Source organism: Virgibacillus ainsalahensis (assembly GCF_055380755.1).
This window is the reverse complement of record NZ_AP043943.1, coordinates 223,315-239,804: the sequence shown is the minus strand read 5'-3', so window position 1 is coordinate 239,804 and position 16,490 is coordinate 223,315. Positions and strand designations below refer to the sequence as shown.

Genomic DNA, 16,490 nt, shown 5'->3' with positions numbered 1-16,490 from the left:
ATAGCACTCGGATTCAAAAGGAATGGAAGAAAGCAAAACCATGATAAAGTTACGTCGTCTTTTATATCAACTGCAACGTTAAGGAGCAACTAAATTTACCAAAAAAGCCAACCAGAAAAAGGTATCATACGATCTTATTGCATAAGCGCAACTTAGCTTTGGGAGCAAATTCCCCTCGCTTTTTGGGGCAAATGCTCATCACCTAAAACAACGAATTACGTTCCTGTGGTTCGTTCATTTCACTCCACACCAAATGAAAATACTGTCTGTTTTTCATAGTGTTCTCCTCCTTCGAGAATCACATCAGGGAAACTGCTGTCATGTAAGGATGCCGGGGAGCTTTGCGTTTCAAAACATACGCCAAGGTGTTTTTCAGAAACCCCTTCCGCCAAATTCATACCTTCATCCAGATTATTGGATGTATACATGACCATACCTGGCTGGTTTGTTTTTATCGTCATGGTTCGTCCACTGTCTTCTTCTTTTACTAGAACTTTTTCCTCTTTTTGATTCTCAAACAGAAAGTAATGATCATATCCATTTCCGGCGACTTTGTTTTGCTGGGAATCATCTTTAAATCCCTCTTTAAGCTTTCGTCCCTCACGAAAATCAAAGGATGTTCCAGAAGCATTGACGATTCTGCCAGTTGGAATCAATTCCTCATCCAGTTCAACAAAATTGCTGCTATCGATGGTAACATGATGATTGTGAACGGTACTTTTCAAATCCCCGCTTAAATTAAAATAGGAATGGTTCGTTAAGGTAAGGGCTGTCGTTTGATCACTGTCTGCTGCATAATCAAGGATAAGTTGATTATCATTATTGATGGAATACGTAACTTCAACATCTACATTTCCCGGATACCCACTCTCACCGTCAAAGCTTTTGTGGTTGAGTTTCACACCAATCCTGTTATTTGTTTCAAAAGGATGCGCATCCCATATGACTTGATGAAACCCATTCGACCCACCATGTAAATGATGGAGACCATCGTTTGCGTCTAAATGATACGTATTGCCATTCAACTCAAATGCAGATCCTTTAATCCTGCCTGCGACTCGACCAATAATCGCCCCGAAAAAACCGGGATTTTTTAAATAGTCTTCATAATTTTTAAAACCTAGCACGACATTTTCTTTGTTTCCCTCTTTATCAGGTACTCTTATTTTTGTAATAATTCCTCCATAGTTTAGAAAGGATACTTCCATGCCATTATCATTCGTTAGTGTATATAATTTCCAAGACGTGTTGTTAGTGACCTGAATTTCCTGTGTTGAAATTTTCATTTGTTTTTCTCCTTTCATTGTTTTATCCCTTTTTCTCTTCACAACCACCTCCATTTTCAAGTGAAATAATTGTACTCCAATTGTGATTCCTTGTAGAAAATGGCTCCTAACTTTTATCTGTTTCGCTTTTTTAACCGAATCATATTCCACGAAAGCTTTGGCAGAATCCCTATCAATTTCCCATCATCTGTATAAGACTGGCCTTCTCCATGTGGTGTCACCTGTTCATCATGCAGTGTATTTATTGCTTTTGCATCTTCATTTTCCAAGATTACATGCTCTACAACGTCAAATCCTTCCATTGATCGAATGTCTATGTCCACTTGCAAAGTTTTCTCCAAATGGCGGTTTACAGAGAAAATCACCAATTCATCTTTTTCTTCATTATACACAACAGACGTATCTAAATAAGGTACATCGGTAAAATCCCTGCTATCATATTTCGGTGAGCTAATGATAGGTTGTAAAGCCTTTCCTCTCCCATAAACAGAAGTATAGTAATAAGGATAGAAGATTGTTTGTTTCCAAATCCCACCACCAGTTTCCGTCATTATAGGAGCAATTACATTTACCAGTTGGGCCATACAGGCAATTTTCACCCTATCGGAATGCTTGAGAAGCGTGTTTAGCATACTCCCTACGAGTAGAGCGTCTTCAAATGTATACACATCTTCCAATTGAGACGGCGCAATCGACCAAGGTTCAATCTGTTTATCTTGCTCATTCGAGTGGAACCATACATTCCATTCATCAAAACTTAGATTCATGGTTTTCTTACTTCGCTTTTTTGATTTCATATAATCACATGTGGCTATTACTGTTTTAATAAAGTTGTCCATATCCAATGTGTTAGCCAAATAGTTAGCTGTGTCATTATCAGGATTACCATAATATTGGTGTAAGGATATATAGTCAGCTATATCGTATGTATGTTCAAGTGTTGTCGCTTCCCATTCCGGAAATGTTGGCATCCCCGAGCCTGAACTTCCACAACTTACTAATTCGATACTCGGATCGACTAAACGCATTGCCTTACCAGTCTCTGCAGCTAAACGCCCATATTCATCTGCGGTCTTTTGACCGATTTGCCAGGAACCATCCATTTCATTTCCCAAACACCAGGTTTTAATGTTGTGCGGCTGTTCATAGCCATGCTGTTTTCTTAAGTCACTCCAATAAGTACCTCCAGGGTGATTGGTGTATTCCAACAAATTCCTGGCTGCATCAATTCCCCTTGTTCCCAGGTTAACTGCCATCATCACATTTGCATTTACCGACTTAGCCCATTCGTTAAATTCATTTGTACCAACCTGGTTTGTTTCCGTGACGCCCCATGCTAATTCCAGACGACGTGGCCGGTTTTCTTTCGGTCCTATACCATCTTCCCAATTGTACGCGGATACCATATTTCCACCAGGATAACGTATAATGGGAACTTGTAATTCTTTTACAAGTTCCATAACATCTTGTCTGAAATCATTATCATCAGCAGTTGGGTGACCTGGTTCATAAATACCGCCATATACTGCTCTTCCTAGTTGTTCAATAAAAGAACCATAGATTCTGGAATCAATTTCAGCTATTACAGCGTCTTTGTCAATTACCATTTTAGCTTTTACAGCCTCTTTTGCCATGCTCATACCAACCCCCTTCTTAACCGAAAATAGCACCAGCCAAAAAGCTGGTGCCTGTTTGCTTAGGATGTCAACAACAAGCGATCCCCATCACCACTTCGTAATCAAATACTCTGCATTTTCCTTAAGCGCTCGATAAGCATCCTCCGAAATGAATGCTTTATCTCTCTGTTTATCCAGTTTCTCTATGAATTTCCCCATGTGTTTAGCAGCTTTTTCCATTTGTCCACGTTCTTCAAAATGAGCTACAGAACCCAACTTTGCCTGTAATGATTTGGCAGCACCGAAGTTTATAAACGCTCCTTCTTGTTCAAAGTCATCAATCATTGTTATCATACCTTCTACATTGTAGTCCATCATTTCCCAGTAGGCAGGTTTCACATTAAAATCCGGATCAAAGACGAATGGTGCATCTTTTCCAACGCCATCATTGTATTCTTCTGCACGATCATCAAGCCATGTATGATCGTCAGCAATCCCCCAGAATGTTACATTACTGATTTTATCATCTAATTCCTCATATAACTCAAACAACTGGTCATAACGAGTTGCCTGATCCAAAAGCAGACCACTTGCCCGGATTTCGTCATATGATTCATAGGCTGGTGTTGGTGGCCAGCCGTACAGACTGACATCCAGTTCCGTAATTTGATTATCTAACCCAAGGCTGGCAAACAGGTTGATTGAATCTCTCGTATCTTCAATGGAAGGCCATCCAAGCTGAATATGAGACTGGTGCCCTACCCCATCAATTGGGACTCCCTGCTCCACTAAATCCTTTACCAGATTATACAGGTGTGTCCTTTTTGGTTCTTCTTCTGTATTAAAATCATTTATAAATAATTTTGCATCTTCGCCGGCATATTTTCTCGTTGTCTCGAATGCTTTTTTAATATAGTCTGTACCTGTAATCTGGTACCACTCGGATTCACGCAGTCCCTCGTCATTGGAAGCATTAGGGTCAATTACTTCGTTAACAACGTCCCACGCATCTACGTCATCCTTATAGCGTGTCACAATGGTTTTTATATGGGTTTCCAATCGCTGAAGCAACATTTCTTTGTTCTTCTCCTGTTGCTCAGGGTCTGTCTCATCAACCATTGGCTGACCTTCCTCATCTAAGAAAAACCATTCTGGTACCTGGCTATGCCAAATAAGGGTGTGGAAGCGCAGATCCATATCATTGTCTTTCGCAAACTGAACAATTTTATCTGCTTCCTCAAAATTGAATTCCCCCTCTTCCGGTTGAATACTTTCAGGCTTCATCACATTCTCGGCAACGATGCTGTTATAGTGACGTTTTAAAATTTCTCCATGAATTCCTTCCAGTTGATAGGGTTCAACAGCAGCACCGATTGCGAATGAATCTTCATATCTCGTTTGAATTGGTGTTACCTCCAGTGCACGAACAGACTCATCCTCCTCCTGGGCATGGGCAAGGTTTCCTCCTCCTGGTAATACTAACGATAAAGCTAAACCTGTAATGACAGGTACACGCAACACTTTCAACATCCGCATTTCTCCTCTCTAATAATTGTTAAAGGGTTTTACTAAAAGGCTGTTTTTAAAACGATTGGGACTGCGATTACTCGCCCCACCGAAAAGAACTGGGACTGCGGTTACTCGCCCCATCGTAAAAATATGTTGCTCATGGAACAAAAGATATAAACTCCCTCAGATATTCAATTTACTTGTAAATACTGCGACGTAACTGCTTTCTTGATTTCCACTGCGGACATTCGCTTTCCGCGAGCACGGCTTCAGCCTCGGGCCAACACGATGTTGGTCACATAGGCGTTGCCCCAGGACGGGGCAACGCCTATGTTCTTTAGCCCACCGCTGTGGGGTCTTACGTAAAGTGCTTTTCTGAGCAGGACAAGGAAAGCTTCGGCAGCGTTACATCGCACGAAGAAAAAGTATACACCTTTTCGAGGAGTCGACTGCCCTTCACTCCAATCAACGCTTAGAAAAGTGGATAGCTTTTATACGATTTAGTTAAGCAGTAATTAAATGTTATGAATTTATAGAACACAATCCTAGCGGAGGAAATACACGCAGACTCCTGCGGGAGCAGAGGCCTAGGTGAGACCCCGGAGAGCGTATGCTCGAGGAGGCTCATCAGCCGCCCGCGGAAAGCGAAGTGTATTTCCGCAGCGATGGATCAACACTCACACCACGATATGCCGCAGTTTATATCAACTAAAAAAACAACCTGCTAAATCAATCCAGACCTCCTTTATCAGTGATTTGGACAAACGTTTGTTTAACGAATTTTCCAATAATATTAGATTTGTTTGCCCTTTATAATATAAAAAAGCTATCTCCATTCGTGTTTCAATTTCATTTGAATACTCTGAGATAGCTTTTTCACATGTTGTTATTTAATTTCGATAGTCCACCAGTGTTTCATTCATTGCTTTTGTCTGGCTATATACATCCTGATAAATACCAAACAACTTCTTGTATTTATCCACATTATCCTTATTGGGCACAAACTCTTTATCTACTTGTAAAAATTCATCCGCACAATCTTTTAATGCAGGGAACCAGCCACAGCCATATGCGGCAAGCATCGCAGCACCCATGCCAGGCCCCTGCTCACTTGATAGTTTAACGATTTTCGCATTGAAAATATCAGCCTGCATCTGTAGCCAGGTTTCATTTTTGGCCCCTCCACCGATGGAGACAACCGTATCAATTGTTTTCCCATTCTCACGGAAAATTTCGATGGATTCATTCAGAGAAAACGTAATCCCCTCTAAAACGGCCCGTACAAAATCCTTCCGTTGATGCGAACTGTCCATGCCGATAAAGCTTCCTCTTATTGCCGCATCATTATGTGGCGTCCGCTCCCCCACAATGTATGGAGTGAACAGAAGTCCATTTGATCCAGCAGGAACAGCATCGACTTCCGCTAATAGCTCTTCAAAATCTTCATCTTTTGCAAAAACATCTTTGAACCAGCTCAGGCTGTAACCCGCTGCCAAGGTAACACCCATTGTATAAAAGGCATCCGGAGCTCCATGATTAAAGTAATGGACTTTGCCCCCGAAATCTTTATCATCACTGGCTTCATAAGAAAGAACAACCCCGGAAGTCCCGGTACTTGCCAATGTTTTGCCTTCTTCCAGAATTCCTGACCCGATCGCCCCACAGGCATTATCGGCCCCGCCGGCAAATATCCGTGTTCCCGCGGACAATCCAGTTGCATCAGCAATTTCAGGGAGTAATTTTCCAACTTCTTCATCTGACGCTACCAATGGCGGGCAAAATTCTTCATTGATATCAAACAGATTACAAATCTCTTTACTCCATTCCTTCTCCCCTACATTCAATAGAAGCGTACCAGCTGCATCAGAGTATTCCATATGCAACGCCCCTGTCAGCTTATAACGCACATAATCTTTTGGAAGAACAAATGATTTTGCTTTCTTATAGATTTGCGGCTCATGGTTTTTCACCCATAAAATCTTAGGCAGTGTAAATCCTTCCAGCGCAGGGTTTTTCGTAATATCAAGCAAGCGTTTCTCCCCAACGACATCAGAAATTTCCTGGCACTCTGCTGTTGTACGTGTGTCATTCCATAGAATGGCATTACGGAGCACATCATTATTGTCATCCAGTAATACAAGCCCATGCATTTGTCCGGAAAAACTGATTCCTTCTATATCTGCAGTATCTCCATCAAATTTTTTCAGCAAATCAGAAAGTCCCGCAACTGTCTGATTCACCCAATCGTTAGGATCTTGTTCACTGTATCCCGTTTTTTCCTGGATTAATGGATAGGCCTTTGAGACCTCCTGTGTAACTTCTCCGTTCTGATTCACTAATAGAATTTTAACGGCACTTGTACCTAAATCAACACCTATTACGTATTTCATCACTTAACCTCTCCTATAATTACAAATGCTTATTCTCCTGCATAGGCTTTCAACAAGTATTGGTTAATCGTTGCTTTAATTCTTTCCAATTTACCAGATTGATTTTTAATTTCAGAAAGTCCTAATGCATGTTCCTCCAACTTATGGAAATCGGTTTTCCCTTCGACGATATCCAATCCAATTCCTTCCGTGTAGCTCTTATAGCGATCTTCCACTATACCATCAAGGACGTTGTCATCGACTAACTTCTGAGCAACTTTCAGCCCTACTGCAAAGCTGTCCATCCCGGCGATATGTGCATGGAATAAATCTTCTGTTTCAAATGAACCCCTTCTCACTTTAGCATCGAAGTTCAGACCACCACGTCCGAGGCCGCCGTTTTTAATAATTTCATACATTGCTAGTGTCGTCGCATACAGATCGGACGGGAATTCATCGGTATCCCATCCCAACAGTGGATGTCCCTGGTTAGCGTCAACGGAACCTAACATATTATTCACACGCGCATAGCGCAGTTCATGTTCAAACGTATGTCCTGCCAGTGTTGCATGGTTTGCTTCAATATTGAATTTGAGATGGTCCTCGAGATCGTAATTTTGCAGGAAAGCAAACCCTGTCGCTACATCAAAATCATATTGATGGGTTGTTGGCTCTTTCGGTTTTGGTTCAATCAGGAATTGTGCATCAAAACCAATTTCTTTTGCATAATCAACCGCCATATGGAAGAAACGGCCCAGGTTATCCATTTCCAGTTTCATATCGGTATTCAGCAGTGTTTCATAACCTTCACGTCCACCCCAGAATACATAGTTTTCAGCACCCAATTCCTTACCGACTTCCAATCCTTTTTTCACTTTTGCTGCTGCGTATGCGAAGACATCTGCATTATTGGCTGATGCTGCCCCATGCACAAAGCGGGGATGTGTAAAGTTATTTGCTGTATTCCAAAGTAATTTTGTTTTGCTGTCTTTCATATAATCTTTGATCATCGCTACGATTGTATCAAGGTTCTGGTATGTTTCCCTTAAATTACTTCCTTCTGGTGCAATGTCCACATCATGGAAGCAGAAGTATGGCACATCCAGTTTTTCAAAGAATTCAAAAGCGGCTTCCACACGGGCTTTTGCCAAATCCATTCCCTGATAGTTATCCCAAGGGCGAATAGCCGTACCCACACCGAAAGGATCGGATAAATCTTCTGTAAATGTATGCCAATAGGCTACACCAAAACGAAGGTATTCTTCCATCGTTTTCCCACCTATTTTTTCTTCGGGATTATAGAATTTGAATGCGTATGGATTTGTTGATGTTGCACCTTCATATTTGATTTTATTAATATTATTAAAATAAGCCACCTGACCGTACCTCCTATTTTTTAAACGTTTTAACTATGTAACTGCTTACATTGACAGTATAGCAGTTTAATGTTAGTTTGTCTATTGAATGAACAAAGTTTTAAAAATATCTTTTTCCTATGGCAAACAGGTTCTATTTCCTTATAATAATAGCTAGAACCTACTTTCCTTACTGGTCCTGTCTTTAGAAAACTTAGCATTCGCTATAGGTTAGGCGAATTTCAAAAGCCTGTACTTGTGCAGTAAAAAAGTTTTATACTTTTCTATGAAAACAACTGTTATTTGAACAGGAAAAAACTATTCAATAGAACCACCAACATGAAGCAAGACTATACCTTTTTCTGACTGGCTCTTTTGTTAAAATTTTGCTGCCCTTTAACTTCACATATGATATAGAATACGACATAACCAAAGAGTGACTTCCTCTCATCCTTTTCAAAATGGGTGAGAGTCCAACGCTGCTTAAAAAACACTCGCTTTCCACGGGGAACGCTTCAGCCTCGGGCCAACACGATGTTGGTCACATAGGCGTTGCCCCAAATGTCTTCGGTGGGACGAGTAACCACAGTCCCAGGACGGGGCGTTCTTAGCCTATGTTCTTTAATTCACTCGCTGCGGGGTCTTCAGACTGTTCCTTTTCCCGTTGGAGTCTCGCATTTTTTTAGCAGCTTAGAATAGCTTTCTATTTAAGAGTGAAAACTTTCATGAAACATAGATTCCATGAACTTTTTCTTGCAATATCAGAACACCACTACCAGCGTAGGCAGAATACGCAGACTCCAGCGGGAACAGCACGAGTCTGAAGACCCCGCAGAGTGGGTTTCTCGAGGAGACTGAAGCCGTGCCCGCGGAAAGCGAAGTATTCTGCCGAAGCGATTGTGATAGCACTCGGGTTCAAAAGGAATGGTAGAAAGCAAAACCATGATAAATCTATGTCGCACTATATCGTTATTGTGTCAAAAGCAACAATTCTTTTCGATGGGGCGAGTAATCGCAGTCCCAAATCTTTTAGAATATAGCCTTCTGGTTAAATTAGCTGTTTTCATTATAGATGGTAACTGCATGCACGTAGCCGCCATGTTGGTTTCTTAACTGCTAAAAATAAATAACCCCCGTGAGATTAACAGATGAGGAGGAAAAATCGTTGAACAGTTTAGCCAATGGCCTCTATACGATATTAGAATGGATTATGAAATTTGCCTATATCAATGTATTATGGGTACTTTTTACATTAGCTGGTGGAGTTATTTTTGGGATTTTTCCTTCTACCATTGCAATGTTTTCCATTATTCGAAAATGGTTAACCGTTAATCCCGACATTCCGGTTTTTAAAACATTCTGGGAGTATTTCAAACAGGAATTTTTGAAAAGTAACCGGTTAGGTATCGTTATCATCTTTATTTCCTTACTGGTGGGTCTTGATATCTATTATATCCAGAGTAGTTCAAACGATATGTTGACATGGACGTATATTCCGTTATTTGCATTCATTCTTCTATTTATCTTTTTCTTATTTTATCTATTTCCTGTGTTTGTACATTATGATCTGAAGGTACGGCATATTATGAAACATGCATTTCTTATCATGTTAATCAGTCCAGTTCATCTATTATTAATGATTCTTTGTCTTGCCTCCCTTTATTTTGTGATGTATCTACTTCCGGCAACGGCTGTTATATTCGGCGGGAGCGCCTATGCTTTCATAACAATGTGGCTATCGCTGCATGCGTTCAACCGAATCCAACAAAAACAAGAACGTAATAAATAATGGCTGTTTTTTACTAGTATGTTATAACATAACCGCTGCGGAAATACACTACGCGCACCTTAGGGCTCGCGCTGAGCCTCCTCGCTCGCAAAGAACGCTCGCTGTGGGATCTCAGGCGTCTTCGCTTTCCCGCAGGAGTCTTCGTGTATTTCCTTCGCTGATAAGATGCTTTGCAACTTTAAAGAATATTTATTGCTCGATTTAAGTCACATAATAGCCATGCACTTTTATGATAGTTGATTGAAGCGGAGGACCGTTGACTCCTGCGGGAACAGCACGAGTCTGAAGACCCCGCAGAGTGGGTTTCTCGAGGAGACTGAAGCCGTGCCCGCGGAAAGCAACGGTCCGCAGCGGAAATCAACCCGCAGTTACGTCGTTGCACTTTATTTCAAGAGCAATAAAATTCCCCAAAACGGCATGAATAATAAAATCACCTTATCTTTGCATCGATGAAAGATAAGGTGATTTTTATATGAAAATATTAACCTTTAACCGCACTTGATGAAATGCCTTCCACTACCTTATTACTAAAGAAAATGAAAGCAAGCAGCAATGGAAAGAAACTAATGATTAACGTTGCACCAATGGCTCCCCAATCCGTCATATACTGACCAATAAAATTCTGTATACCAACCGTAAGCGTTTTATACTCGTCCGAACTTATAAATGTATTGACAAACACAAATTCATTCCAGTTATAAATCATATTAATAATTACAGTGGTAGACATGATCGGCATCGACATTGGAAGAATAATCCGGAAAAACATCCGGTTAATCGAACTCCCATCAATAATTGCCGCTTCCTCTATTTCCCTAGGTATTGTCGTATAGAAACCAAGTAATATCATCATCGTAATCGGCAGGTTATATGCCGTATAGGTGATAACAATCGACCACGGATTATCAATCAGATTCACATTTAAAAACATGCTGAAAAGTGGTATTAATGCAGAATGGATTGGAATCATCAGTCCCACCATAAACAGCCCCAGCACAGGTTTACTCAATTTCCAGTTCATTCTAGTAATTGCATAGGTGGCCATGCTTGCTAGCAGAATGGTTAAAAAGATTGCTACACCAGTTATCCAAATACTGTTAAAGAAATATAGACCGATACCACCCTCCCAGACTTTCAAATAATTTTCCCATCGAAACTCGGAAGGCAGTGCAAATGGATTACCTGAAAAAATCTCCTGATTATCTTTTAATGAAAATAGAAACAACCACACAATAGGGAACAGCTGAAAAATCGCTACAAGCCCTAAACAAACGTAAAGCGAGATCTTACCGATACGCGACATTGCATGAACCTCCTTTTAGTATTGAATTTCATCTTTCTCAGCTGTAAGTTTCCGTACAATTACCGTTACGATTAATGTAATGATCAATAACAAGAAACCAATGGCACTACCATAACCAAAGTCAGAGCTTGTAAATGCTAATTTGTACATATAGGAAGCCATCACTTCACTAGCCCCGTTTGGTCCACCGCCAGTCATTACATAAATAAGGTCAAAGTATTTTAAGGAACCAACGATAGCCAGAACAATGGTTACTTTCACTACGCCCATAATTAATGGCAGTTTTACTTTAAGTGCAATTTGCAGTGGAGTTGCTCCATCAATTTTGGCTGCTTCTACCAAGGAATCCGGAATGTTTTTCAAAGCAGCATAATAGATCAAAATATAAAAACCTGCGTATTGCCATAGGATCGGAATGAAGATGGCATATAATACAATCGACGTATCGGCCAGCCATAATGGTGGATTCTCCATTCCCAGTCCAGTAAGAATCGTATTTAAGATACCATTCGAAGGGTTATAGACTTTAATCCATAGTTGAGCAATCGCAACCGAAGATAAAAGCATTGGAATCAGGTATATTTTTCTCAGGAGATCAGATCCTTTTATTTTGGATGCCAAAATAAGTGAAATCGCCAAATATACGACCAGACTAAGTGTAGAAAATATCGCCAGTAAAAAAGAATGCAATGCACTGTCCCAGAACTTGGCATCCTGGAGTGCAGTTATGTAGTTTTCCAGTCCTATAAATTCCATTGCTCCAATGCCGTCCCAGTCCATCAGACCATAATAGCCTGTCAAGATTAACGGAATGAATATTAATATACCAATTAATAACAATGCTGGGAGGACATATAACGCTATAACCCATTTATTGGACATTACTTTATTCATCGTTTCACCCCATATCTATAAGTTAGAAAAGGACTATCCTAACAAGGGATAGATCCTTTTCTTTGGCAGTTAACCAGAAAGCATAAAACTTCCTTACTGCATCCGTTTAGGCTAAGGCTTTTCGCCACAAGGGTTTGGCAAAAAGCCAAGCAATTCTAAGATTATTGTCACCTTACTCTTCGGCTGAAAGTGCATCCTCATGTTGTTTTGCAAATTCTTCCGGTGTTATTTCACCACCAAAGAGTGCCTGAATCATATCTAAATGAACCTGGGCAACATCGGAACTCATTTGCACATCTGCGAATAAAGTGATATTACTTGCCTCATTTAATTCATTCAGTACATCCACATACATTTGAGGAAGATCTAATGATTCACCATCCACTTTTGTAGCTGGAATAACACCGGCATCTGTTACCGATTTTTCTCCCCATTGTTGGACAAAGTAGGATACAAACGCTTTTGCCTCCTCTTTTACATCCGAGTCTTCTGCAACAAATAAACCAACACCAGGGCCACCAACGAAGCTATCCATATCACCCTGTCCATCAACCGTCGGGAATTTAAAGAAATCTACAGAATCTCTGAATTCCTGTGGTACATCTTCGTTTGTTGTATAGTTAGGCAAATCCCATGTAGCAATTAAATACATCGCTGCCTGCTCGTTCATAAACATACTCTTTGCTTCTTCATCAGAGAGACCATTGAACCCTTGCGTAAATGCTTCGGAATCTACCAGGTTCTGAACTTCCTCCGCTGCCGAAATTAAAGATGGATCTTCAAACGAACATGTTCGACCAATCGCTTCGTTTAATACACTTGCACCGCCAATTCGATCAGCAAGGTACATATACCATAGTGAACCTGTCCATCTGTCTTTATTTCCTAAAGCAATTGGTGCGACGTTATTATCTGATAATGTTTCTATTACATTGTTTAGTTCTTCATATGTTTCTGGAGCTTCCAGGCCATATTCATCAAAGATTGCCTGGTTATAAAATACAGTTGCAATATTCAATTCCAATGGCAGTCCATACGTATTTCCATCCATTGCATATGCTTCTGTTGTTCCTGAAACGAAACTATCACTTAAATCGCTTTCAATGATATCGTCTAATGGTGCGAACATATCCCCTTCAACATACGGCTCTAAAAAACCTGCCGCCCATGTCATTCCTACATCCGGTAACTCATTAGAAGCGGATAACACTTTTAGTTTATCCTTATACTGTTCATTGCTTAATACTTCCAGTTCCACATTGACATCTGGATTTTCCTCTTCAAAACCTGCAATGATATCGTTTACAATTTCGTTATGCTGTTTCGAACTGCCTTCTGGCCATAGATGCATAAATTCTACTGTTTTTTCATCACCAGTACTGGCGCTCCCCTCTTCCCCATCTGACGAACATGCCGATAATAACAGTACAGCAGCCAGGAAACTAAATAGTATTGCAACCGCTTTCCTTTTTTCCATAATTAAACCCCCATTTGATAGTTTTGAGCCTAATGACTCATATGCTTAAAAATAGAATAGCATGGAAAACATCGTTTGTCTAGTGGATGAACAAAGTTTATATATGGTATACTAATAAAAAAGGCTGAAAAGAAGTGATAATCGTTATGGAAATGAATCGAACATGGAATCAGCACGTCGTGAAAAAAGGAAATAAATCTCTGGTTCTGCAAACGATCAAGGAATACTCTCCCCTTTCCCGTGCTGATGTTGCTGCTAAAACAGGTTTAAATAAAGGAACCGTCTCCTCTCTGGTAAGTGAATTACTTAAAGAACAACTGATTTATGAATCTGGTCCAGGAGTTTCAAGTGGTGGAAGAAGACCGGTTATGCTGCTGTTCAATCAAGTAGCTGGTTACGCTATTGGTATTGATATAGGGGTTAATTATATTCTGGGGATATTAACAGATCTCCAAGGTGAGATTTGTAATGAAAAATTAATTAAATTTAACCAGTTAACCTATGAGGAAATTACTGGAGAATTATTTAAAGTGATTGATTCCTTAATGGCTTCTGCCCCTAGCAGCCATTACGGTATTGTAGGTATTGGCATCGGTGTACCTGGAACAGTAAGCACAGATGGCCAAATCCTTTTAGCCCCCAACCTGAAATGGAAAAATGTTAATTTAAAAGGGCTATTGGAAGAGAAATATCATTTACCTGTCAATATTGAAAACGAAGCAAATGCAGGTGCTTATGGTGAGAAACAATTTGGTGCAGGACAAGAATCCAATAATATTATTTATGTCAGTGTTGGGATAGGGATAGGTGTTGGACTTATCCTAAATGGTCAATTGTACAAAGGAAATAACGGATTTTCCGGAGAACTGGGGCATATGACGATAGAAGTCGACGGCGTCGAGTGCCGCTGCGGGAATCATGGGTGCTGGGAATTGTACGCGTCAGAACAGGCATTAATCAACAATGCCAAGCAGCGCCTTCAGCTGGAAGGAACCTCCAAGGAAGATATCACGCTGGAGAGCCTCTCACTTCTAGCTGCGAATGGTAATGAAGAGACTGTTAAACTATTTGAAGAGATCGGCGGGTATTTGGGGGTAGGTATTAATAATATTGTAAATATCTTTAACCCGGAACAAGTCATCATAGGAAATCGTATAGCTTCTTCCGAAAAATGGCTCAGGGAAGCGATGCGGAGAAAAATGGAGACCGGTACACTCACCACACACAAAAAAGATTTGCGTATCGACTTTTCAACATTATCCACCCATTCAAGTGCCATGGGGGTAGCTGCTTTTGCAGCAGAGAATTTCTTAACAAGCAACCTGCAGGAAGAATTATAAGGAGATATTTTATGAAAGGATTATCTCTCTGATAAAATAAAAAAACACATGGACTAAAGTTAAACTTCATGTGTTTTTTCCAATCCTTTATATACCTTCCATCACCCCAACAAAGACTCCGCACCATCGATAAATAACTCCGTCCCCGTAATATGACTCGATTCCTCTGAAGCTAAAAAATGAATCAAATCGGCTACATTTTCTGCGCTGCCGGGAGCGTGTTCCAATGGCTGACTCCCTTCTGGGTATTTGACAGGGATTTTAATTTTATCAAGATTTTCCTCATCCGGGTGGGTGTTCTCGCTGATATTCGTTTGAATTGCACCTGGACAGACGATGTTCACACGGATTTTATATTTTGCCAGTTCCAATGCGGCCATTTTGCCAAAAGCCATTTGCCCGGCCTTGGATGAACTATATGCAGCCATACCAAACCCTGAAAACGTCCGATTTCCGTTGATAGAGCTCGTTATCGCGATGCTTCCACCATTTGACTTCATATGTGGAATCGCATATTTCACGGTAAGGAATGTGCTTTTCAGGTTGGTATTTAATGTCTTGTCCCAATCTTCCGGAGTTAAATCTTCAATTGGAGCCACACGCCCATTGATCCCAGCATTGGCAAATACAAAGTCCAAGTGTCCCCACTGCTCGATAACTTTCTCGATGCCTGCTTCTACTTCCTGGGGATCTGATACATCTACCTTTGAAATGATGGCATCTCCACCATGTTTTTCGATTTCTTGCTGAACAGTTACAGCATTTTCTTCGTCCAGATCGAGCAGCCCTACTTTTGCTCCGGATTTTGCCAATCGAAGTGCCGTGGCCCTGCCTATCCCGGAAGCCGCACCTGTTACAATCGCCACATTATTTTTTAGCTTTTGCTCTGTCATTGTTTTTCCTCCTGGGGGACGGAGGGACAGGTTCCTTGTCCCATTTAGCATTTCTCTATGTCTGTCCCCTCGTCCTTCATTACCGTCTCCATTAATAATAAAAAAGACAAGATACCTTCATCGTATCCAGTCCCGCTGAAATCAAACCCATCACATATACCAAGCAATTTGACAGTATAACATTATTCATTTTATAATATACTTAGAATAAGGTATCTGAGTAGCGCTAACTACCCAGATACCCGCAACAACAAACTGCATGAAGAGCAGTTGGCCGGATGTTCAATATGCATTGTCTAAGAAGTAATCGCGACCTGGGTGGGGGGCGATTACTTTTTTTTAACCAGATAAACGACAATGGTTACAATTAAAGTTAAGGTAGCTATCAGTGTAATACTGAATTGTGCTACCAGACTTAATGCTTCAAATGTCGTCATCCTACCACCTCCCCTCTTAAGTGTTTCGTAACTTAAGAAACAGGAAAGATGGCCAACCGCCCACCATACCTATGTCATTGCTCTTTTCATTCTATCATAATTTTCTCATAAATAGACAACAAAAAGAATAAACGTTCTCAAATAAAAAGACCAGATACCCCATTGCATCCAGTCCTTTCTAAAATCAAACCTGCAAGAGTAAGCTTGGAGGAACCCTAACAA

General features: G+C 40.6%; 12 protein-coding genes. 2 read left to right on the top strand and 10 right to left on the bottom strand.

What is annotated here, in order from left to right; translation table 11 throughout:
* Positions 1-239: 239 nt before the first annotated feature.
* The 5 genes from ACZ427_RS01075 to xylA form a co-directional block, all read right to left on the bottom strand.
* Positions 240-1,286 (bottom strand): aldose epimerase family protein, encoded by a 1,047-nt coding sequence (locus tag ACZ427_RS01075; RefSeq protein WP_461178630.1) that lies wholly within the window; start codon positions 1,284-1,286, stop codon positions 240-242.
* Positions 1,287-1,399: 113 nt separating this feature from the next.
* Entirely contained in the window at positions 1,400-2,920 is a 1,521-nt protein-coding gene (gene arfA / locus ACZ427_RS01070) for an arabinosylfuranosidase ArfA (protein ID WP_461178683.1), read from the bottom strand.
* A 90-nt stretch (positions 2,921-3,010) separates the two neighbouring features.
* Positions 3,011-4,432, bottom strand: coding sequence for an endo-1,4-beta-xylanase (locus ACZ427_RS01065; protein WP_461178629.1), 1,422 nt, complete (start codon positions 4,430-4,432; stop codon positions 3,011-3,013).
* An 869-nt stretch (positions 4,433-5,301) separates the two neighbouring features.
* The gene (gene xylB, locus ACZ427_RS01060) at positions 5,302-6,801 is read right to left on the bottom strand and encodes a xylulokinase (RefSeq protein WP_461178628.1); all 1,500 of its coding nucleotides are present in this window, start codon (positions 6,799-6,801) and stop codon (positions 5,302-5,304) included.
* Between the two features lie 29 nt (positions 6,802-6,830).
* Complete coding sequence (gene xylA, locus ACZ427_RS01055; protein ID WP_461178627.1) at positions 6,831-8,156, bottom strand: xylose isomerase; 1,326 nt, start codon at positions 8,154-8,156, stop codon at positions 6,831-6,833.
* Between the two features lie 1,144 nt (positions 8,157-9,300).
* Between xylA and ACZ427_RS01050 the strand changes: the two genes are divergently transcribed.
* Complete coding sequence (locus tag ACZ427_RS01050; RefSeq protein ID WP_461178626.1) at positions 9,301-9,924, top strand: YesL family protein; 624 nt, start codon at positions 9,301-9,303, stop codon at positions 9,922-9,924.
* A gap of 481 nt (positions 9,925-10,405) precedes the next feature.
* Here ACZ427_RS01050 and ACZ427_RS01045 read toward each other — a convergent pair whose 3' ends face one another.
* From ACZ427_RS01045 to ACZ427_RS01035, 3 genes are all read right to left on the bottom strand, one after another.
* The gene (locus tag ACZ427_RS01045) at positions 10,406-11,227 is read right to left on the bottom strand and encodes a carbohydrate ABC transporter permease (protein WP_461178625.1); all 822 of its coding nucleotides are present in this window, start codon (positions 11,225-11,227) and stop codon (positions 10,406-10,408) included.
* Between the two features lie 15 nt (positions 11,228-11,242).
* Positions 11,243-12,121, bottom strand: coding sequence for a carbohydrate ABC transporter permease (locus tag ACZ427_RS01040; RefSeq protein ID WP_461178624.1), 879 nt, complete (start codon positions 12,119-12,121; stop codon positions 11,243-11,245).
* Between the two features lie 172 nt (positions 12,122-12,293).
* A complete protein-coding gene (locus ACZ427_RS01035; protein ID WP_461178623.1) occupies positions 12,294-13,598 on the bottom strand; it encodes an extracellular solute-binding protein in 1,305 nt (434 codons plus the stop codon).
* Positions 13,599-13,744: 146 nt separating this feature from the next.
* Here ACZ427_RS01035 and ACZ427_RS01030 point away from each other — a divergent pair, with 146 nt between their 5' ends.
* Entirely contained in the window at positions 13,745-14,938 is a 1,194-nt protein-coding gene (locus tag ACZ427_RS01030; protein ID WP_461178622.1) for an ROK family protein, read from the top strand.
* 101 nt (positions 14,939-15,039) lie between these two features.
* On the opposite strand, the gene ACZ427_RS01025 is transcribed toward ACZ427_RS01030, so the two are convergent.
* Complete coding sequence (locus tag ACZ427_RS01025) at positions 15,040-15,831, bottom strand: SDR family oxidoreductase (RefSeq protein ID WP_461178621.1); 792 nt, start codon at positions 15,829-15,831, stop codon at positions 15,040-15,042.
* A gap of 329 nt (positions 15,832-16,160) precedes the next feature.
* Positions 16,161-16,268, bottom strand: a complete 108-nt coding sequence (locus ACZ427_RS01020) for a putative holin-like toxin (RefSeq protein WP_461178620.1) — start codon at positions 16,266-16,268, stop codon at positions 16,161-16,163.
* Positions 16,269-16,490 lie beyond the last annotated feature (222 nt).

Coding starts and splice junctions, on each gene's coding strand:
- ACZ427_RS01065 (WP_461178629.1), bottom strand. CDS start 4,432: ATGTTGAAAGTGTTGCGTGTACCTGTCATTACAGGTTTAGCTTTATCG.
- xylB (WP_461178628.1), bottom strand. CDS start 6,801: ATGAAATACGTAATAGGTGTTGATTTAGGTACAAGTGCCGTTAAAATT.
- ACZ427_RS01075 (WP_461178630.1), bottom strand. CDS start 1,286: ATGAAAATTTCAACACAGGAAATTCAGGTCACTAACAACACGTCTTGG.
- ACZ427_RS01025 (WP_461178621.1), bottom strand. CDS start 15,831: ATGACAGAGCAAAAGCTAAAAAATAATGTGGCGATTGTAACAGGTGCG.
- ACZ427_RS01020 (WP_461178620.1), bottom strand. CDS start 16,268: ATGACGACATTTGAAGCATTAAGTCTGGTAGCACAATTCAGTATTACA.
- arfA (WP_461178683.1), bottom strand. CDS start 2,920: ATGGCAAAAGAGGCTGTAAAAGCTAAAATGGTAATTGACAAAGACGCT.
- ACZ427_RS01035 (WP_461178623.1), bottom strand. CDS start 13,598: ATGGAAAAAAGGAAAGCGGTTGCAATACTATTTAGTTTCCTGGCTGCT.
- ACZ427_RS01030 (WP_461178622.1), top strand. CDS start 13,745: ATGGAAATGAATCGAACATGGAATCAGCACGTCGTGAAAAAAGGAAAT.
- ACZ427_RS01045 (WP_461178625.1), bottom strand. CDS start 11,227: ATGTCGCGTATCGGTAAGATCTCGCTTTACGTTTGTTTAGGGCTTGTA.
- ACZ427_RS01040 (WP_461178624.1), bottom strand. CDS start 12,121: ATGAATAAAGTAATGTCCAATAAATGGGTTATAGCGTTATATGTCCTC.